The sequence below is a fragment of the Gulosibacter chungangensis genome (assembly GCF_008831155.1).
GTDB classification, from domain to species: domain Bacteria; phylum Actinomycetota; class Actinomycetes; order Actinomycetales; family Microbacteriaceae; genus Gulosibacter; species Gulosibacter chungangensis.
In genome coordinates, this window is sequence record NZ_WBKB01000002.1 from 39,051 (window position 1) to 58,238 (window position 19,188).

15 protein-coding genes are annotated in these 19,188 nt (G+C 61.2%); 10 read left to right on the forward strand and 5 right to left on the reverse strand.

Going from position 1 to position 19,188, the window contains the following annotated elements:
• Positions 1-259: 259 nt before the first annotated feature.
• Genes F8O05_RS03595 through F8O05_RS03630 form a run of 8 tightly spaced genes read left to right on the forward strand, consistent with a single transcriptional unit; the run spans position 260 to position 14,320 of the window.
• On the forward strand, positions 260-2,713 hold the full coding sequence (locus F8O05_RS03595) for a type I restriction-modification system subunit M (protein ID WP_225735719.1): 2,454 nt from the start codon (positions 260-262) through the stop codon (positions 2,711-2,713).
• Positions 2,710-3,951 (forward strand): restriction endonuclease subunit S, encoded by a 1,242-nt coding sequence (locus F8O05_RS03600; RefSeq protein ID WP_158051402.1) that lies wholly within the window; start codon positions 2,710-2,712, stop codon positions 3,949-3,951. The genes F8O05_RS03595 and F8O05_RS03600 overlap by 4 nt, the downstream gene beginning before the upstream one ends.
• The gene (locus F8O05_RS03605; RefSeq protein ID WP_158051403.1) at positions 3,948-7,043 is read left to right on the forward strand and encodes a type I restriction endonuclease subunit R; all 3,096 of its coding nucleotides are present in this window, start codon (positions 3,948-3,950) and stop codon (positions 7,041-7,043) included. The genes F8O05_RS03600 and F8O05_RS03605 overlap by 4 nt, the downstream gene beginning before the upstream one ends.
• Complete coding sequence (locus tag F8O05_RS03610; RefSeq protein ID WP_158051404.1) at positions 7,030-7,767, forward strand: M48 family metallopeptidase; 738 nt, start codon at positions 7,030-7,032, stop codon at positions 7,765-7,767. The genes F8O05_RS03605 and F8O05_RS03610 overlap by 14 nt, the downstream gene beginning before the upstream one ends.
• Positions 7,764-11,459: a YobI family P-loop NTPase gene (locus tag F8O05_RS03615; protein ID WP_158051405.1), complete on the forward strand. Its 3,696-nt coding sequence runs from the start codon at positions 7,764-7,766 to the stop codon at positions 11,457-11,459. The genes F8O05_RS03610 and F8O05_RS03615 overlap by 4 nt, the downstream gene beginning before the upstream one ends.
• A gap of 6 nt (positions 11,460-11,465) precedes the next feature.
• Positions 11,466-12,287, forward strand: coding sequence for an abortive infection family protein (locus tag F8O05_RS03620; protein WP_158051406.1), 822 nt, complete (start codon positions 11,466-11,468; stop codon positions 12,285-12,287).
• Positions 12,288-12,314: 27 nt separating this feature from the next.
• Entirely contained in the window at positions 12,315-13,127 is an 813-nt protein-coding gene (locus F8O05_RS03625; RefSeq protein WP_158051407.1) for a GIY-YIG nuclease family protein, read from the forward strand.
• Positions 13,128-13,135: 8 nt separating this feature from the next.
• Positions 13,136-14,320, forward strand: coding sequence for an AlbA family DNA-binding domain-containing protein (locus F8O05_RS03630; RefSeq protein ID WP_158051408.1), 1,185 nt, complete (start codon positions 13,136-13,138; stop codon positions 14,318-14,320).
• A gap of 82 nt (positions 14,321-14,402) precedes the next feature.
• Here the strand turns inward: F8O05_RS03630 and F8O05_RS03635 are convergent, their stop codons facing one another.
• The 3 genes from F8O05_RS03635 to F8O05_RS14930 all read right to left on the reverse strand — a co-directional run bounded on the left by F8O05_RS03635 (position 14,403) and on the right by F8O05_RS14930 (position 16,630).
• Positions 14,403-15,647, reverse strand: a complete 1,245-nt coding sequence (locus tag F8O05_RS03635; RefSeq protein ID WP_158051409.1) for a hypothetical protein — start codon at positions 15,645-15,647, stop codon at positions 14,403-14,405.
• A 4-nt stretch (positions 15,648-15,651) separates the two neighbouring features.
• Positions 15,652-16,095: a hypothetical protein gene (locus F8O05_RS03640; RefSeq protein WP_158051410.1), complete on the reverse strand. Its 444-nt coding sequence runs from the start codon at positions 16,093-16,095 to the stop codon at positions 15,652-15,654.
• A gap of 115 nt (positions 16,096-16,210) precedes the next feature.
• On the reverse strand, positions 16,211-16,630 hold the full coding sequence (locus tag F8O05_RS14930) for an SRPBCC domain-containing protein (RefSeq protein ID WP_225735759.1): 420 nt from the start codon (positions 16,628-16,630) through the stop codon (positions 16,211-16,213).
• Between F8O05_RS14930 and F8O05_RS15275 the strand changes: the two genes are divergently transcribed.
• Together F8O05_RS15275 and F8O05_RS03655 are read left to right on the forward strand one after the other, a co-directional pair.
• Positions 16,581-16,730 (forward strand): PEP-utilizing enzyme, encoded by a 150-nt coding sequence (locus tag F8O05_RS15275; RefSeq protein ID WP_225735720.1) that lies wholly within the window; start codon positions 16,581-16,583, stop codon positions 16,728-16,730. The two genes, F8O05_RS14930 and F8O05_RS15275, sit on opposite strands and share 50 nt — an antisense overlap.
• A gap of 156 nt (positions 16,731-16,886) precedes the next feature.
• Positions 16,887-17,303 (forward strand): DUF1622 domain-containing protein, encoded by a 417-nt coding sequence (locus F8O05_RS03655; RefSeq protein ID WP_158051412.1) that lies wholly within the window; start codon positions 16,887-16,889, stop codon positions 17,301-17,303.
• Here the strand turns inward: F8O05_RS03655 and F8O05_RS03660 are convergent.
• Positions 17,281-18,690 (reverse strand): MFS transporter, encoded by a 1,410-nt coding sequence (locus F8O05_RS03660; protein ID WP_158051413.1) that lies wholly within the window; start codon positions 18,688-18,690, stop codon positions 17,281-17,283. The two genes, F8O05_RS03655 and F8O05_RS03660, sit on opposite strands and share 23 nt — an antisense overlap.
• Positions 18,683-19,123: a MarR family winged helix-turn-helix transcriptional regulator gene (locus tag F8O05_RS03665; protein WP_158051414.1), complete on the reverse strand. Its 441-nt coding sequence runs from the start codon at positions 19,121-19,123 to the stop codon at positions 18,683-18,685. Before F8O05_RS03665 ends, F8O05_RS03660 begins: the two co-directional genes overlap by 8 nt.
• Positions 19,124-19,188 lie beyond the last annotated feature (65 nt).

Sequence of the window (19,188 nt, forward strand, 5' to 3'; positions counted from 1 at the left end):
TTCCGGTAAATTGCGGATTATGAGAGAATAGACGGTAGATCGCAGCATCCCGGTCGAGCCGTCCGGCTCCCGCCTGCGACAGCACGACACCCGCCCGAGCGGCGCGGCACTGTAGCAGCGTCGGAGGTTGCGGGTACCGTGGGACACGGCACTATGAGCACAACTTAAGACGCGCCCTCGGCGCGGAGGAGCACAACCCGATGAAGCAACACAGAGAGCCAACGCGCCCGGCACACAATGTGCCATCGAGGACGGTGAGGTGGTAGTGGCCCTCAAGAAGTCTGACCTGTACAGCTCCCTCTGGAGCAGTGCTGACGAGCTTCGCGGCTCGATGGATGCCAGCCAGTACAAGGACTACGTCCTGACGTTGCTCTTCGTGAAGTACGTCTCGGACAAGGCCAAGGCTGACCCCTACGCCCTGATCGAGGTGCCCCAGGATGGCTCCTTCGACTACCTGATCACCCTCAAGGGCAAGCCGGACGTTGGCGAGAAGGTCAACGTCGCTATCCGTAAGTTGGCGGAGGCGAACAACCTGCAGGGCGTCATCAACAACGCCGACTTCGATGACCCGACCAAGCTCGGGTCTGGCAAGGATCTCCAGGATCGCGTCTCGAACCTGATCGGCATTTTCCAGGACATCGACTTCACCGGCTCTCGGGCCGAGGGCGACGACCTGCTCGGGGATGCCTATGAGTACCTGATGCGGCACTTCGCCACGCAGTCCGGCAAGAGCAAGGGCCAGTTCTACACGCCTGCCGAGGTCTCGCGCGTGATGTCTCAGCTGCTGCAGATCCCGGCTGGAACGCCGAAGTCGACGACGGTCTACGACCCGACCTGTGGCTCGGGCTCGCTGCTCATCAAAGTGGCCGATGCGGCGCCGAACGGCCTGACCATCTACGGCCAAGAGAACGACAACGCCACGTGGGCCCTGGCTCGGATGAACATGATCCTTCACGGCAACGAGACCCACGAGATCGTGCAGGGCAACACGCTGGCCGATCCGAAGTTCCGTGAGGGCGACAGGCTCACCACCTTCGACTATCTGGTAGCCAACCCGCCCTTCTCGCACAAGACTTGGAAGAACGGGTTCGAGAAGGACTACGGCCGCTTCGACGGCTTCGCAACGCCGCCGGATAAGAACGGTGACTACGCCTTCCTGCTCCACATGGTCAAGTCGCTCAAGTCGACCGGACGTGGCGCGGTCATTTTGCCGCACGGCGTGCTCTTTCGCGGGAACTCCGAGGCACAGATCCGCAAAGAACTGATCAAGCGCGGCTACATCAAGGCCATCATCGGACTGCCGGCGAACCTCTTCTACGGCACCGGAATCCCGGCCTGCGTTCTGGTTCTCGACAAGAAGAGCGCCGCTAACCGCACGGGCATCTTCATGATCGACGCTTCCAAGGGCTTCGAGAAAGACGGCCCGAAGAACCGTCTGCGCCCGCGCGATATGCGAAAGATCATCGATGCCTATCTGTCTCAGGCGGACATTGATCGCTTCTCTCGCTTTGTACCGAATAGCGAGATCGAGGACGCGAAAAACGACTACAACCTCAACATCCCTCGCTACATCGACTCGTCCGAGCCGGAGGACATCCAGGATCTCCGCGCCCACCTGCAGGGCGGCATCCCGAACCGCGACCTCGACGATCTGCAGCTCTACTGGGACGCCTTCCCCGGCCTGCGCGAAGAGCTGTTCTCGCCCCTACGCGATGGCTACTCGGAACTGAAGATCAGCAAGGCCTACATCGAGTCGACAGTGCTTGGCTTCGGCCAGTACGCAGTGATCAGCTCTGAAACAACGGATCTCGTCAAGTCGTGGTGGCACGCGAACCGCGCGGCACTCGAAGGGATTGATGGATCGACCCGGCCGAACGATCTGTCATCCGATCTTGGCGAGTCGCTCCTGGAGAGCTTCCGCGCGCATCGACTGCTCGACGAGTACGCCGTCTACGAGCAGCTGATGAGCTACTGGAACGCATCGATGCATGACGATGTCGCCTTGATCGTCGGCGAAGGCTGGGACGCCGCGGCCAAGCCTCGTACTGCCCGCACCTGGAAAGACAAGAGCAACAAGACCAAGTATGAAGACGCTCATCTGACCTTCGGTACCGGCGCCAAGGCCAAGCGCTGGGTCATGGACCTTATTCCGCCGAACTACATCATCGAACGGTTCTTCGCCGATGAACAGGCCCAGCTCGACCAGCTGGCCGCCGATTTCGAAGCTGCGACGCAGGCGGTCGAGGAATACACCGAAGAGCACGCCGTCGAGGAAGGCCTGCTCTGGGAGGCCGTCGAGGACGACAAGATCACCGCGACCACAGTCAAGAACCGGCTCCGTGCAGCCAAGGCCGAGAGAGCCGATCCCGATGAGATCAAGGCGCTGAACCACGTCGCCAGCCTGTTCGCCGCTGGGGCAGCCGCCAAGAAGGCGGTCAAGGAAGCGACGACCAAGCTCGAGGAGCAGGCTCTGGCTCAGTACGGCAAGCTCACCACCGACGACATCAAGCAGCTCGTCATTGACGACAAATGGGGCGCCACCATCGCGACGGGCATAGAGAGCGAGCTTGTGACAGCAGTGCAGAAGTTCACGGCTCGCCTACGTGTGCTCGCCGAACGATACGAGACCACGGTCGGGCATCTCGACGCCGAGATCGAGGCGTCGAGCGCGAAGGTTGTACAACATCTTGCGTCGATGGGGATGTACTCATGACAAACTGGCCCATCGTCTCCGTCGAGGATATCGCGGCCCGTTCCGCAAACGCTATGTCTACTGGCCCTTTCGGGTCGTCGATCGGTTCGCGGTTCTTCCGTCCATCGGGGATCCCAATTGTTAGGGGAAGCAACCTTAGCGCCGACTCTGAGATCCGCTTCAGGGACGAAGGATTGGTCTTTCTGGATCCGACCAAAGCGGCGGAGTTCTCGCGATCTGTTGTCCGGGAGGGGGATCTGATATTCAGCTGCTGGGGGACGATCAACCAAGTTGGGCTGCTCGACGGGACTTCGGCATACCGCGAGTATGTCATCTCAAACAAGCAGATGAAGTTGACTCCTGATCCCAGGATCGTCCTACCAGAGTATCTCTACTATCTGTTCTCAGGATCTGAGATGCAGCAATCGATACTTGGCGGAGCCGTAGGCACTGGAGTTCCAGGATTCAATCTTGCCCGGCTCAAGTCGTTGAAGTTCCCGTTGCCGCCCATAGAAGCACAGCGGAGAATCGCTGATTCGCTATCCTGTGCGGATCGACTAATTACGAATATGAAACGCCGTATCGCAAAGGCTCGCGGGATCAGGCGGGGCCTGATCCAGGAGCTGTTGACTGGCCGTACACGCCTGCCGGGGTTCGCCGGACCATGGCGCCGCAAAGAGTCACTACTGGCGGTTGCAACAAAATTCTCCGGCTATTGGGGGAGCGCGCCCGGAGGCGCAGCCGTGGAAGGCCGTGTCATTCGTGCGGGAGACGTGACGGCGGACCACGTCATAAAGGGGTACGCATTGCGTGGATTAACCACATCAGAGGCCGCTCGCGCTGCCCTGCTCCCCGGCGATGTTGTTATAACAGCCAGTGGAACGATCGGCAACGTGGCGCTTATCAGCGATCCAGGCTTCTACTCTTCAAATTTTATCCGAGCACTTCGGCCGAGGCCGCAGCTCATCACGGGCGTCTACCTCTACTTTGCTCTGCAAACCCGTTCCGCACGGGCCGCCATGGATGCTCACCTCGGCCTGAGCGCCATGCCGAACCTCGGGCGCGGATTTTACACGGACCCCTGGCTCGATCTTCCGCCACTGGACGAGCAACGTGCGATCGGTGCGGTTCTTCAGAGCATCGACGACGAGATCGCCGCTCTGGCGCGTCGCCTCGAGTCTGCTCGGGCTATCAAGCAGGGCATGATGCAGGAACTGCTGACTGGGGGCACGCGTCTCACCGAGGGGGCCGCAGCATGAGCACCGTAGGTCAGATCGAACGCAAGACGCAGAACCGTGTCGTGGCTCTCTTCCGTGATCGGCTCGACTACGACTATGGCGGAAACCGGGAGGATCTCGATAACCGCAACATTGACGAGGCTCTGCTGATCCAGAAACTGAAGGCGCGTGGCTACGACGACGAGTTGATTCGCCGTGCGGTCTCTCAGCTCCTGACCGCCGCCTCTCTGGCGGATGGCCAGAAGCTCTACGACTCGAACCGTAAGTTCTATGAGCTTCTTCGCTACGGCGTCAAGGTGAAGCGAGACATCGGCGAGACCACCGAGACGGTATGGCCGATCAACTGGGACAACCCGCAGGCCAATCATTTCGTCGTGGCTGAGGAAGTCACCATCAAGGGCGAACACACCAAGCGTCCGGATATCGTGCTCTACGTCAATGGCATCGCGCTGGGCGTGATCGAACTGAAGCGCTCGTTGGTCAGCGTCAGCGAGGGCATCCGCCAAAACATCGGCAACCAGAAGCAGCACTTCGTGCGGCCGTTCTTCACGACTGTCCAGTTGCTGTTCGCTGGCAACGACGTCGAGGGGTTGCGCTACGGCGTGATCGATACACCCGAAAAGTACTGGCTCGAGTGGAAGGAGTCCGGCGAAGAGCCGAACCCGCTCGACCGTTCCCTGCTCCAGATGTGCTCCAAGGATCGGCTCCTGGAGATCATTCACGACTTCATCGTCTTTGACTCGGGGGTCAAGAAGACCGCCCGGCACAACCAGTTCTTCGGGGTCAAGGCCGCTCAAGAGCGAGTCCGCAGCCGCGAGGGCGGCATCATCTGGCACACGCAGGGTTCGGGCAAGAGCCTGACGATGGTGTGGCTGGCGAAGTGGATTCGCGAACATCAGACCGATGCCCGCGTCCTGATTATCACGGATCGCACCGAACTCGATGAGCAGATCGAGAAGGTCTTCGGCGGCGTCAACGAGTCGATCTATCGGTCGACTTCGGGCGCTGACTTGATCGGGAAGCTCAACCAGAGCCAGCCTTGGTTACTCTGCTCGCTCGTCCACAAGTTCCGCTCCGGCGACCAGACCGACGACGCGGACGAGACCGACAGCGACGAGTTCATCAAGGAGCTGGGCTCTCGCATCCCGGCTGACTTCAAGGCCAAGGGCAATCTGTTCGTATTCGTCGACGAGGCGCACCGTACTCAGAGCGGCAAGCTGCACAAGGCGATGACTGCCCTGCTACCGGACGCGATGTTCATTGGCTTCACCGGCACGCCGCTGCTCAAAGCCGACAAAATGACGAGCATCGAGACCTTTGGCTCGTTCATCCACACCTACAAGTTCGATGAAGCAGTGCGCGACGGCGTGGTGCTCGACCTGCGCTACACGGCTCGCAACATCGACCAGGACCTGATCGGCCCGGAGCAAGTTGACAAGTGGTTCGATATCAAGACCAAGGGACTGACTGACCTCAGCAAGGCACGCCTCAAGAAGAAGTGGGGCACTATGCAGAAGGTCGTCTCGGCTCGTTCGCGCGCCGCCATGATCGTGCAAGACATCCTGATGGACTTCGAACGTGAGCCTCGCCTGCTGTCTGGACGCGGCAACGCGATGCTGGTGAGCGAGAGCGTCTACCAGGCCTGCAAGTTCTATGAGATGTTCGTCCAAGCGGGCTTCAAGGACAAGGTCGCCATCGTGTCGAGCTACGTCCCAACCGCCACCTCGATCTCGAAAGAAGACGCAGGCGCGGGCGACAACGAAGAGCTGATCAAGTACGACATCTACCGCCAGATGCTGGCGGACTACTTCCACGAGCCGGCAGACCAGGCGGTGCAGCGAATCGAGGAGTTCGAGAAGGACGTCAAGCGTCGCTTCATCGAAGAGCCGGGCCAGATGCGGCTGCTGATCGTAGTCGACAAGCTCCTGACCGGCTTCGACGCCCCGAGCGCCACCTACCTCTACATCGACAAGAAGATGCGAGATCACGGCCTGTTCCAGGCCATCTGCCGCGTCAACCGCCTCGACGGTGACGACAAGACCTACGGCTACGTCATCGACTACCGCGACCTGTTCAAGTCGCTCGATCAAGCCATCTCCGACTACACCTCGGGTGCCCTCGACGGCTACGCCAAAGAAGACATCGAAGGACTGCTCAAGGACCGCACCGAGCAGGATCGACAGGATCTGGATGAGGCCCTCGAGCGAGTTCGTGCCCTCTGCGAACCAGTGGCTCCGCCGAAGGGAACGTTGGAGTACCAGCACTACTTCGTCTCGCTTGAGCCGGGCGATGCGGAGCAGATCAAGATCAACGAACCAAAGCGTGTCGAGCTGTACAAGTCGGTCGCTTCGCTGGTTCGCGCCTACGGCACCTTGGCAAACGACATGGATTCGGCTGGCTACACGGCTGCTGAAGCGGCCTCCATCAAGAGCGAGGTCGCCCACTACGTTGCCGTACGCAATGAAGTCGAACGTGGCGCTGGCGAGAACATAGACATGAAGCAGTTCGAAGCAGGCATGCGTTCGCTACTCGATACCTACATCCTGGCCGAGCCATCAGAGACGGTTGCGACCCTGGACCAGGGCTTGGTGCAGCTGATCGTTGAACGCGGTGCCGGGGCCATCGACACCCTGCCGGAAGGTATCCGAAAGAATCCCGAGGCGGTGGCTGAGACCATCATCAACAACGTCCGCAAGACCATCGTCGACGAGCGGGCGCTGAACCCGAAGTACTACGACCGGATGTCTTTACTGCTAGACGCCATCATCGAACGCCGTCGCGAGGAAGCCGAGGCCTACGCCGACTTCCTCAACGACCTCCTCTCCCTGACCTCTCAGGTCGGAAAGAAGGAGTCGGACACTGCCTACCCTGCTTGGGCATCAACTCCAGCTCGTCGGGCACTGGTCGACTTCAGCTGGCCAAGCGACATCGTCATCGATGTCGAGTACCTGGGCAACGTCATCCAGAACAACAAAGAACACGGCTGGGCAGGCAACCCGATCAAGGAGCGTGCCCTGGTCCGCACGCTTCGCCGCGAGCTACCGGACGGCTTCGAAGCGGAACGTCTGGAGGCACTCGTCAAGCTTCTGAAGGAGCACGATGAGTACCGCTAACGCTTACCTCACTGTCGCCGGCCTCGGGATTGACGTCGTCTATAAGGATATCAAGAACCTGCACATCTCGGTCTACCCGCCGGTCGGGCGAGTTCGCGTTGCCGCTCCAGATACCACCGACGAGGACACCATCCGGCTAGCGATCGTCCAACGTTTGCCATGGATCAAGCGTCAGCGTGAGCAGTTACAGAAGGCAGATCGCCAGACCAAGCGTGAGATGCAATCCGGTGAAACTCACTACGTCTGGGGTCAGCGATACCGGCTCGATGTTTCGCGCACCTCGGGTAACTTCCACGTCGAGACCAAGGGGCAGACACTCTGGGTAGTGACGCCCGCCGGTGCTGACAGTGAGGCCAAGCTCTCCGCTCTGGATCGCTGGTACCGCCGAGAGATCAAGGCCACCCTGCCTACCCTGCTCGCCAAGTGGCAACCGATCGTGGGAGTCGAAGTCGACAAGATCGTAGTGCGACGAATGAAGACCAAGTGGGGCACCTGCATGCCGCACTCCCGCACGATCTGGATTAATCCCGAGCTGGCCAAGAAAAACCCGCGTTGCCTCGAGTACATCGTCGTACACGAGCTGACACACCTGCACGAACGCAGCCACAACCGGCGCTTCACCGAGCTGATGGATCAGTTCTTGCCGGACTGGCGCGCACGCCGCGACGAGTTGAACGGGGCCCCGCTTGCTGACGAGGAGTGGGGTGCGGAGGACACGGCATGAGCCGCGGCGCCCAACCTTCGGACGCTGGAAGTCCATGGAGCCTCATCCCACTCACCCCTGAGTATCTCGAGGTTGAGCACAGTGGCTACGTCTCGGCGCTTGAGGCTGCGCTTGAAGACGATGAGATCCGTAACATCGCGCTGTCCGGCAACTACGGAGTCGGCAAGAGCAGCATTCTGCGTGAGCTCGGGAAGCGACTCGACGACCGCGTTGTCGAGCTTTCGCTGTCGACCCTTGCCCCGATCGAAGCGTCCAAGTTAGACGAGTCGGTGCCGCTGCAGGCCACGACTCCGACGAACCGTATCCAGCAGGAGATCGTCAAGCAGCTGCTTTACCGGGAGGATCCGAGCAAGACTCCTGCGTCCAGATTTCGTCGAATCGAGCGCTTCCGGTGGTGGAGAGAGTTCGGCACGGCTGCACTGATCGGTCTGGCCGTTGCCGTCATTTTCTTGCTGACTGGCTGGAGTGCGCAGATTTCAGCGACCTTCACGGCGCTGAACGACCTCGGCGTCTGGACGCATCTGATCGTTTGGGTCGTGGCAACGACTGCGGTGCTTCTGGTGCGCTGGCTGTTCTACGGGAAGATCCGCATCAAGCAGCTGTCCGCCGGCGCAGCGACTGTCACCCTCGATGACAACTCTGTGTCGTACTTCGACCAGTACCTCGACGAGATCGTCTACTTCTTCGACGTGTCGGATCGTGACGTCGTGATCTTCGAGGACATCGACCGCTTTAACGACTCACACATCTTCGAGACGCTGCGCGCGCTCAATACATTGCTCAACGCCTCGCCTCAGATCGAGAAACCGATCCGCTTCATTTACGCGATCAAGGACAGCATCTTCGACCGAATCGGGTTGGAGGCGGAAGGCCGCAAGCTCGAGACGGGCGTACTGGCAATCGAGGATCCGGCGCAGGCTGAGGCGGTGCGTGCTAACCGCACCAAGTTCTTTGATCTCGTGATTCCGGTGGTGCCGTTCATCACGCATCGCAGTGCACGGAACCTGGCGACTCGGTTGCTGGGCGAGATCGAGCACAAGGTGAAGCCGGAACTGCTCGATCTAGCTGCGCAGTACGTCCCTGATATGCGGCTGCTGAAGAACGTCCGCAACGAGTTCATCGTCTTCCGCGATCGAATCTTCTCAGGCGACGGTGAGCAACTCGACCTGAGCGAGACTGACCTGTTCGCGATGATGCTCTACAAGAGCACGCACCTCACGGACTTCGAGACGATCCGACTCGGCAAGAGCAATCTGGACACCCTCTACAAGCTCAGTCGCGAGCTGGTAACCGAGAACATCAAGCACATCGAGCGCGAACGTCGTGGGCTTAGCCAGAGGCTTGCACGCAAGAGCGGCGCAGAGTCGCGCAGCTCTCACCTTGGGGACTTGCTGGCAGCGCACATCGGACGGACGGCAGCCTCGGCAACATCGTTAGGAAGTCGACGTCGGAACGGTTTGACGTCCTCGGTTGATGGCTCTCCGAAGTCGGACGCGGACCTACGAAGTGTGGAGTTCTGGGCCGCTTTCGTTGCGGCGGATGGTGACCCAGAGCTCCGCCAGCAGATGTCGTCTGGCCACGCACTGACGTTCTCGCGATCCAGCCTTGTCGGCGCGCTTGGTGATCCATTGGATGCTGACAGCTGGAGCGATGCGGATCGGGATGCTCTGAATGCACAGCTCGACGAGAAGATCGAGGACATCAAGTTCCTGCGCGGTGCGGACATGGGTGATCTGATCAAGCGCCCAGAGTTTCTAGTCATGTTCAAGGAACTCGACACGCCTGCGAGCGAAGGTACGCCTGCGACCTACAAGGAGACGGAGCAGTCGCTTGAGTACATCGCCAAGGCACTGCTCAAGCCTGGCTTGGCCTACCAGCTTGTTCGGGCCGGACACATCAACCGCAACTTCACGCTATACACGTCCACCTTCCACGGTGACCGAGTGAGCCCGGCGGCGACGAACTTCATCATCCACCACGTCGAGCGAGACCTGATGGATGCGCACTTTGAACTCGGCCCGAAGGACGTCGATGCCGTCGTGCGGGAGCGTGGCAAGAGCGCACTGAAAGAGCCTGCGCTCTACAACATCGCGATCCTCGACCGGCTCCTTTCAACCGACGTTGATGCAGCCGACATCATGATTCGCTCGCTGGTTGGCCTGGGAGAGAGTCAGACGCAGTTCCTGCCGGCATACCTGACCGCCGGTGAGCAGCGCGCACAACTCGTCCAGCGGTTTGTGACGATGTCGCCAAGAACGCTTATCTACCTCGTGAACCAAGCGGAGCTGGACGAAGCTTCGCAGCTGGAACTAGTGGACGTTGCACTGGCGAATCTGTCATCGTCAGCGCAGCGCACGGAAGCACGGGTCGTTGACTATCTGCGAACGCACTACGCGGAGTTCTCCGTCCTCACGAACGACGGGACGTCCGTCCAGGCAGAGCGAGTTGGATCGCTCTTCGCCGAGGCGAGCATCACGCTGCCTAGCCTGACGCCGCTCTCGGCAAGCGCCCGTCCGTCGTTCGTCTCGCGCAGTTTGTACGACATCACGCATGAGAACCTGACTCTCGCTATTGGCAATGACGAGACGGTTGCCCTCGACGTCATCCGAGCGGCGAACAAGACGGTCTATGACTACGTCCTCGAACATATCGATGCCTATCTGGGCGCGATCGAAGGCTCTTCCGCGACGGTCGATACAGGTGAGCAGTTCATCGCAGTGCTCGAGGAACTACTTGAGCAAGGGACGCCTCGTGTGGCCGACGTGGTTGAGCGCGCTGCGCCAGCGTGCCAGGTTGTCGATCTTGGTGCCATTTCCGAGGGAGCGTGGCCGGCGTTGGCTATGCATCAGCGGTTCCCTGCAACGTTCAACAACGTCAGCCGATACGTTGCTGCGCTTGGAGTCGATGTCCACATCGCTCTACTGCTGGCCGCGGCAGGCACGCTCACCGAGGCTGAGTCGGCCGAAGAGGATGAGAAGACCAGATTGGCGACCACGATTCTTGCGGCGCGGGATCAACTGCCAGCCGCAACGCTGCGTGCGGGCCTTGTTGCGAGCTTGGAGCTGAGTAGCCACCTCGATGTTGGGGAGATTGCTGCCGAGTCGGGCGACTTGCTCGCGCTACTCCTCAAGCACGACATCATCTCGGACACCGCGGAGTCATATGCGCACCTTGCGGCGACTGATTGGCCAACGCGAAGGGCGTTCATCCGCGAGTCGGAGAAGTTCGCGCGCTACATGACGCCGGAGCTGGTGCAGCCGGATCTGGCGGCGCTTCTCGCCGACAATGAGATCAAGGACGCGATCAAGCGGGTGATCGTCGAGCAGTCTGAAGCGTACGCCGAGGTCGCTGGGCAGCGAGGGCTGAATGAACTGGCGCGCCTTGCTGTGAAGTACGGGCACACCATCCCGTCCGTCGTCGTGCAGAAGATGGCGCAGGGTGGCGCTTCTGCGCAGTACGTAGTACCCCTTCTCGAACCGCACCTTGGCGACCTTGCCCGCGCAGACCTCTTCGCGATCTTGCAGGAGCTGGGAGGCGACTATTCGAAACTGACCACAGTGGGACGCACCGCCCTGCATGTCAGGAATACCCCTGCAGACCGAGCTCTCCTTGAGCGGTTGAAGCGACACGGAACCGTCAGCTCGTATGACGCGGATGTCTCGCCGATCAAGGTGAACAGGAAGCATAAGTAGAGCGCCATGACTGACTTCATCACTGGCCGTGTGCGCGCTGTGTTCCGCGACGCCGTCTCGCAGCGCATGGTGCTCCGGGAGATCGATCGCATATGGCAAGCCGAAGGCTTCGCTCCGGGGACAACTACATTTCTTGGCGGCCAGCGTGTCACACTCTGGGCCGAGTACGAGGCATCTGTTGATTGGGCAAGCCTTGAACACATCCGTCGTGTCCTCCGCGTCTACGAGAGTTTCCTCATCGAGTTTGGCGGTGACGACATCACTCCGTTCACTCGCGTGCTCGAAGTCGACGGCTTCTCAGTTGACTCGAGCCGCAAGATCACGATGGTCGGCGGTGCGCTCTCGAGCCTCTCGGGCTTGGATGGCCTGCGTGATGCCTCAGGAATCCGCGATACCTTCCGCCGCATCGAACTGCTACTCGACTCCGACCCGGCTGGGGTGGTCGGCGCGGTCAAGGAGCTGATTGAGGCAACGGCCAAGACCATCCTCGAACATCTCGGAGAGACCGTCGCCAAGGATGCCGATCTGCCCTCGCTACTCAGCCGGACGCAGGACGTGCTTGGGTTGTCAGCCTCAGGTGTGAGCGGCACCGTTGACAGCTCGGGTGCGATCAAGAAGGTGCTCGGTGGGCTCAAGGGGGTTGCCATCGGGATCACCGAGCTGCGCAACGCCGAAGGAAGTGGACACGGTCGTACGCGCGCCTCGAATCTAGCCACCAGACACGCACGCCTTGCCGTGAACGCCGGGCGCACCTGGTGCGAGATCGTCCTCGACACCTACGGCGATCCCGCTGCACCTTGGCGTCGAGCTGGTGCTCCGAAAGCCTGACCCGGACAAGAAGATAGAGAACCACGAATGGCGCTAACCCTGGCCCCGCTCCTGCTCGATGCGGGCATCGATCTCGCTGAGACTCTAGTGATCCGCCACGCCTATGTGCGCGAGCACGAGGACATCGGGCTGCGAGGTATTCACGCTGACTCGACCGACGCGGAGATCCTCGAGTACACGCGCAACCAGTCCGCGAACACGCAGCGTTTCCCGGCAGTGCCGCCACGGCTCTGGGTCGTCTTCATCCGCGAGGGCGGTGACCAGGCTCGCCTCTGGGCTGTCGTCGAGAACCGAGGTGAGGTCTCCAATGATGGAGTGCGCCGGGTCTTCGATGTTGTCGAGTCAGAGCACATGGCCGACCTTCGCAACCGGTTGGTGATCGGCTGGCGATCTCCACGCACTTGGTGGATGCGGGCCAGCACAGCGGCGAGCTACCGGGTGGTCGGTATCGCGGATGCCGAGCCGGTGCCATTCCCGGGCTTCGATCGACTGGTCTTGGAGTACGTGCAGCTTCAGGCGGTGATGCGTGAGCATCGTTACGCCTCATGGGGAACGGCGCTCGCTTCGGTGGTCGGGATCTACCTCATCACTGACACGCGCGACGGCCGGCAGTACGTTGGCAAGGCAGACGGTGCAGAGAGCATCCGGCAGCGATGGAATACATATGCAACCAACGGGCATGGTGGCAACGTCGAGCTGCGCGGACTCGATCCGAGCTCCTTCCGATACTCGCTGCTGCGTGTCTTCGACCCGTCGACACCTACTCAGGAGATCGACGCGGCTGAGAGCCACTTCAAGGTCGCGCTCGATACGCGTCGGCATGGGCTGAACCGGAACTAGGGCCTGTGATGGCAAGCGAGCAGAAGCCGTCGAGGCATCAAGAGATCAGCGAGGAAGCTCAGCAGATGCTGGTGCTGGGCGAATCGGGGCGTTTCGAGTTCAAGCGGGACGTTGACGCAGTTTCAGTGAGGCTGCTTGCCACGCTGGCGAACTGGGTCGCTCTGGATCCCGATCGAGAGGTTGCTCATCTGCTGGTGGGTGTCGATGAGATCGAGGATCCAGCTACGGGCCTTGTCGCCGGAGAGCCATGCGGTCTGGCGAAGGGGCTCGACAAGGCCGTGGCACGCATTCAAGACCTGGCGGGCAAGACTCGCCCAGTGCCGATAGACGCCTTCATCATCGAGGAGAACGTCTCTGGCGAGAAGCCTTTCGTGCGAGTGGAAGTCCGGCCAACGATGCCGCCGCACTTCGATGACGAAGGTCGACGTCAGACCCGCCAAGGCCGTTCTACTCGGGCGCTCACAGACGACGAGCTGTTACGCGTCTACCTTGATCGGGAGGCTGGAAGTTTCGCTGCCAGATTCCGGCAGACCAGCGACGAGCTTCGTTCGGCGGTTGGGGCGATTAGCGGCCAGGTGGACGACGTCGCTGCGGCGATCGAGGAGAACATCGCGGAGCCTATCCGCAGTTTGACGCGGACGGCCGAGTCGGCTGCCGAGGCTGCCAGGTCAGCGGAGGACTCGGCCGACTCGGCCAGCGCATCCGCGATGAACGCCGAATACGAAGTGAGCAACGTCCAGCAGCTGGTCAAGAATCTCCACGACGCCGTCGAAGACATGCGCGACCAGACGCCAGAGAGCCTTGCCTTCCAGCTCACCAAGATTCGTCGCAAAGCGTGGTGGAACTTCACCGTCGACACGTGGCAGCACACCTCGGCCCTGGCCGATCAGCTGGAGCAGAGGCTCCGCGCGCTTCTTAGCAGAGAGATCTCGCTCGACGCGGCCTCTAGCAGCTGGGAGATCGGGTTGTGGGAGGACGTGCTCGAGGTTCGCATGGCACAGCCTCGGCAGCGCGCCACGCAGAAGTGGTGGCGGGCGACGATCAAGACGCTTGAGGAGTACCTCGGTAGCCCGTCATACGGTGCACCAAATCTGCCTGACCTTCGAACCGCGCTCAAGGCAGATCTCGACCATGAGCTTGACGACCCGGAGAGTGAGACCCGGAAGTTTGGAGCGCTCCTGAAGGATTCTTAGTTTCGCCGATATCGGAATCGCGGAGAGGTGCGTTCTATGTCGTGTTCTTTGCGCGGCAACCGGTAAGTGGTCGCAGCTGGCTTCACCAGTTGCGCTGCGGGTTCCGCCGCTTCCATTCCTGCCATTCCTCGTAGCTCAGATCAGGGCGATCGCCCTGAGGAAGCCAGATGCGGCGGAGCGGGTCGGATTCCTCGAGGTGCGCCTCTGACCAGGCGAGGTACTCCGCGAGGACGTCGGCGTACTCGTGCTCGGGGCCTTTGCGCTCGACGGCTTCACGGAGACCGGCAACAGCATCGACCAGCTCGCGGTGGCGGACGAAATCGGTACGGAGCTGCTCAAGCGTCTCTGCCCAGCTGCTGTACCGGGTAGCTCGTTGTCGAAGTTCTTCGGCGCGGCGTTGCTCCTCGGCTCGCTGGATCTCCCACTGACGATGGCGTTCGGCGGCTTCGCGAGCGTCGACGGACATCTGCTCGATCTTCTCGATCGCGCGCAGGAGCTTGTCCACAATGCGCGTCGTGACGGTGTCGTCAAGGGTCAGCACATCGTGGGAGCTCGACCTGATTTCGAGGCGCATACGTTCGGTCGGTACGTGGTCGTACTTGGGGTAGCTCCGCCAGTTGTAGCGCGCTTCGTCCGCGATCTCCTTTTCAGTGGGTACGTGATCGACGCGCTTCTGCTGCATGCGCAGCCGGATCACCGTTGCGGCGTCACCCGCGTCGATCGAGAAGAGATCGGGGCCCGGCGACACACGCGTCCGACGGCCATTCCAAGGATCCTTACGGAAGGTTGAGGGGTTGGCAGCCACTGCCCAGCCTCGACGATTCGCCTCCTGTGCGAGTGCGTGCAGGATGAGGAGGGCTCGTTGGCGTTGCTCCGTTGGCACGTCGAGGCGGGCTTTGTGATCGACGATCTCCCGTACGGCCTGATGAGGGCGTCTGATCTGGACCGGCATTGGGATCGTCTCGTCCTTGACGATGCGCTCCGGCCGCGCCGGTGGCTCGGGATCGCTGGAAGGCTCGTTGTCCGAGCTGTGATCGGACTCGGCCGTTGCTGGCTGTGCCTTCTTCGGCTCGAGCTTCGGCTTCGGGGGCTTCTTGGGCGTCGGTTCTTCCGCATCGGGATGACGGCCGTGCTCGAGATAGAACCTCCCGGCTTCGGTGATCGCGATGCTCCAGTGCCCGCGCCGTTTGTCCAGAGTGACGACGCCGCGGCTTCGGAGGGCGACGGCGCTCGTCTTGAACGTCTCGCTGGGCGGGTTGTCGAGGTCGGCGCCGTCAGCGACCCACTGGAGAACGAGAAGCTGTGCGTCGTTGAGCGTGAGATCCATACCTTCAGTCTGGCTGCGGTGTCTTCGCCCTGGTCGGCTCGCGAAGGACGACCCCTGCCTTGATGATCGCTACTCGCATGGTTTCCTGGTTCACGTCGAGCGTTGCCGCGACCTGTGACAAGGAGAGACCGGACTCATAGAGGCGGGCTGCTTGACTGACCTGGTCTGCCGTCATCGGCTGGCGACGGACGACAACGTTGTTGGCGCGGAGGATGCCAATGATCGTGGACTTGGCGACGTCGTAGTCTTTCGCCAAGACTGTCGTCGTGTCACCTGCCGAGTACCGTGCGACCACTTGCGCGCGGGCTTCGTCGCTCAGGCGCTTCCACTTGCGGCGAGGAGCCGTGACAGCGCGAGAGGTTTGAGCGCCGTCCGGCAAGGTGTCAGTGCCAGTTGTCCCAGCGGCGGCGAGAGAACCCCTGATCCGGCGCAGGTTCTCGGTTTCCACCCCTGTTGGGTATTTACTGGAACAGAGGTCAATAAGGGCGACAAAGTGAATTTGCGGGACATCGTTGCCTCGATGTCCCGCAATTTCGCGTTTCGGTCATCGCAGCTACCTGAACCTACCCGAGGCTCTCATTGAACTGCGAAGCGAAATGCTCGCGCAGTTCGTCAAAACCGTAGTCGAACGCCCGCTTGCCGACGACGCGTTCGCGGTCGACACCCTCTTCTTCGGCGGCAAGTCTTCCGAGGCAGACTCGCCACCCGCTTGCAGCGAGACTCGCAAACGATCGGTCGAGGAGTGTCTGCCGCATTTCCAAGGATGCTCCGGTGGGGTTCTCGATGATCGTCCATTGGATCGTTTCGTCGCCCCAGCGGTGGGCGAGCTTCCGCGGGCCGTCGACGACGAGCACTTCGGTGTCGAACGGGTCGCTGTCGGGGTACTCGCGGCTCATTGACGGGCCGAGCGCGTCGAATGGATGGTCCGGGACGATGGGGGACCACCGCCTGAGCAGCTCAGGCGTTGCTCGCGAGCACGGCATTCCCGCAGTCCTCGGTATTCCCCAGTCAACCACTCGCATCCTCGACGGTTCTTGGATCTCCGTTAACGGCACTGAGGGAACCGTGCGTTTAGCGACATGAGCCTTTTCGCTGTCGAGCTTCGCTGGACAGGATTTCCCAAAGCGATCCGACTATCACCGTGCCGAAAGAGGGGCTTTGTCGTATTGCGCCCGTCACGCCCTAACGCGATCTGATGGTGACTGTCCGGGGCCGATATTGACCAGTTACGCTAACCCCATGCCGAGTGAAGTAATCCTTGAGATAGTTGAAGGCATTGTGGTGCTCTTCGAAGCGCTCGGGGTGGCAGCGATGGCGATCGGCTTTGCTACCGCCACGGTTTTCGCGATTCGCGCGCTTGTGCAGCGACGAGGGGGAGTGCAGGCCTTCCAAATTCTTCGTCGAATGATTGGCTCGTCGATCTTGCTCGGGCTTGAAATCTTGGTGGCAGCGGACCTGATCCGCACCATCTCGGCACCGACCATCGAAGAAGCCCTCACTCTTGGTCTGATCGTGCTCATTCGAACCGTGCTGAGTATTTCAATTCAAATTGAGATCGAGGGAGTCCTCCCATGGAAGCGGGCACTTCTGACCAGTGGCGGCCAAGTGCTCGCCGGAGAGATCACGAAGGAAGCTAAGCCGGCGCCTGGCCGGTAGGTGGCTCGTTGCGAGGGCGGGCCAGGATGGTCCGCACGATCAGCGTCGCGAACACCACGAGGCAGACGATCGCGCCGACCTCGAAGACCGTGGTGATTCCCGCATCCGTCGTATTTTCGCCGATACCCGGGTGAGTGGCCATGACTGCGGCCGCAATCGCGGTGCCGAAGGAGCTCCCGACGGTGCGCAATACCTGGTTGAAGCTCACCGAGCTGCCGAGTTCCGCGACAGCAACGCTCCGGGCGATGAGCGCCGGCATCGCGGCGTAGCCTGCGCCGATGCCGACACCAAACATGAAGATCCCGACGAGGAGGCCCCATAGGTGCGCGTGCGCGAACCACAGCACCACCCCGGCCGCGGCCATGATCCCGGAGCCAATTGGGAGCAGCGCATCCATCGAAACCCGATTCGAAAGCTTGTGTACGACCCGGTTCGCGAGAAAGCTACCGACCGAGAGTGGTGCAATCACGAATCCAGCCCACGCGAGCGGGAGTGCCATCCCGTAATCCGTGTTGAGCGGGGCCTGTGCGACGAGGCTCGCCACTGAGAGCCCAATATACGAGGCAGCGCCGAGCCCGATTGCGGCGAAATTGGCGAGCAACACATCCCCGTTTCGCAGCGTCCGCAGATTGATCAGGGGATGGTCGGAGCGCAGCTCCACGAGGGCCCAAGCGGTAAAGCTCACCACCGAAAGTGCGAGCACGCCGAGCGTCCAGCCGGATGCCCAGCCCCAGTTCGGTCCCTCGCTGATCGCGAGGAGGAGGCTCCCGAGTCCGACGCCCAAGAGAGCAGCACCGGGGAAATCAAAGGCCCGCGAGGGTGCAGTCGGATCGGGGCCATTGGGGACGACGGTCGACACCACCACGGTCGCCGAGACAATGAAGAGCGCGGCGAACCAGAACGCGAACCGAAAGCCAAGGAATTCTGCCAGTAGGCCCGTCAATGGGTAGCCGAGGCCGAGTCCCGTGGCGACCGTCACCGAGAGTGAAGAAATTGTCGGCTGGACGTGTGGGGTCGGTACGTATCGCCGCGCGAGCGCGATGGTCACCGGCACAATGCCGTAAGTGAGGCCTTGCAGGGCGCGGCCGATGAGGAACACGGTGAAGTTGGTCGCGAGTGCCGCCATGATCGAGCCAACCAGAATGACCGCCAGCGCGATCAGCAGTGTTCGTTTCTTATGTGGCCCGTCACTGAGGCGTCCCATCACGGGGGTCGCGACAGCACCCACCAAGAGGTTCACGGTGAGCATCCACTGCGCGGTGGCGACCGACACCTTCATTTCCTGCGCGATCGTGGGCACGAGCAGCATGCCGAGCGAGCTGACGATCGCGGTGGAGAGCGCCGCGTAGATCAGCGCCGGGATGAGGCGGGATTTCGCGTTAGTCATCGAGCAGACTCTTCCCGAGTTTCTCGATCACGGGGATCGCGGCAAAGAGCACGGCCTTGTCTTCCTCGCTGAGGCTTCGTTCGGCGGCATCGTGCAGGAGCCGCCGGGCAGCGAGAGTCTCTTTCTCGAGTGTTGCTTCGCCGGTTTCGGTGATGGTGATCCACACTCGCCGGCGATCGGTGGCGTCGGTCTTGCGTGCCACGGCGCCGATCGCTTCCAGATCTCGGACGCCGAGAGAGGCGCCTTGATTGCTGACCTGGATGGCGACGGCAAGTTCCGAAATCGTTGCTGGGCCGCGCTCCTTGAGGTGTCGGAGAATGCCGACTTTGCCCTGCGACAGCGTTCGCTCTGCCCGCAGGCGATCCATCATTGGGCGCAGTGCGTCGAGAAATGCGGTTGCGGTCGATGGGTCATTCGGAGAATCTGCGGGCATGAGAAATAGTATAGCTACTTGATCAAGTAGCTTGACTAATTTTCCGACAAGGGATGCGTAGAAAC

What these genes read in the sequence shown, in the direction of transcription:
- F8O05_RS14930 (WP_225735759.1), bottom strand. Translation starts at nt 16,630, where the DNA reads ATGCCGTGCTCGCGAGCAACGCCTGAGCTGCTCAGGCGGTGGTCCCCC.
- F8O05_RS03615 (WP_158051405.1), top strand. Translation starts at nt 7,764, where the DNA reads ATGAGCCGCGGCGCCCAACCTTCGGACGCTGGAAGTCCATGGAGCCTC.
- F8O05_RS03610 (WP_158051404.1), top strand. Translation starts at nt 7,030, where the DNA reads ATGAGTACCGCTAACGCTTACCTCACTGTCGCCGGCCTCGGGATTGAC.
- F8O05_RS03635 (WP_158051409.1), bottom strand. Translation starts at nt 15,647, where the DNA reads ATGGATCTCACGCTCAACGACGCACAGCTTCTCGTTCTCCAGTGGGTC.
- F8O05_RS03605 (WP_158051403.1), top strand. Translation starts at nt 3,948, where the DNA reads ATGAGCACCGTAGGTCAGATCGAACGCAAGACGCAGAACCGTGTCGTG.
- F8O05_RS03625 (WP_158051407.1), top strand. Translation starts at nt 12,315, where the DNA reads ATGGCGCTAACCCTGGCCCCGCTCCTGCTCGATGCGGGCATCGATCTC.
- F8O05_RS03620 (WP_158051406.1), top strand. Translation starts at nt 11,466, where the DNA reads ATGACTGACTTCATCACTGGCCGTGTGCGCGCTGTGTTCCGCGACGCC.
- F8O05_RS15275 (WP_225735720.1), top strand. Translation starts at nt 16,581, where the DNA reads ATGGGGGACCACCGCCTGAGCAGCTCAGGCGTTGCTCGCGAGCACGGC.
- F8O05_RS03660 (WP_158051413.1), bottom strand. Translation starts at nt 18,690, where the DNA reads ATGACTAACGCGAAATCCCGCCTCATCCCGGCGCTGATCTACGCGGCG.
- F8O05_RS03655 (WP_158051412.1), top strand. Translation starts at nt 16,887, where the DNA reads ATGCCGAGTGAAGTAATCCTTGAGATAGTTGAAGGCATTGTGGTGCTC.
- F8O05_RS03600 (WP_158051402.1), top strand. Translation starts at nt 2,710, where the DNA reads ATGACAAACTGGCCCATCGTCTCCGTCGAGGATATCGCGGCCCGTTCC.
- F8O05_RS03665 (WP_158051414.1), bottom strand. Translation starts at nt 19,123, where the DNA reads ATGCCCGCAGATTCTCCGAATGACCCATCGACCGCAACCGCATTTCTC.
- F8O05_RS03630 (WP_158051408.1), top strand. Translation starts at nt 13,136, where the DNA reads ATGGCAAGCGAGCAGAAGCCGTCGAGGCATCAAGAGATCAGCGAGGAA.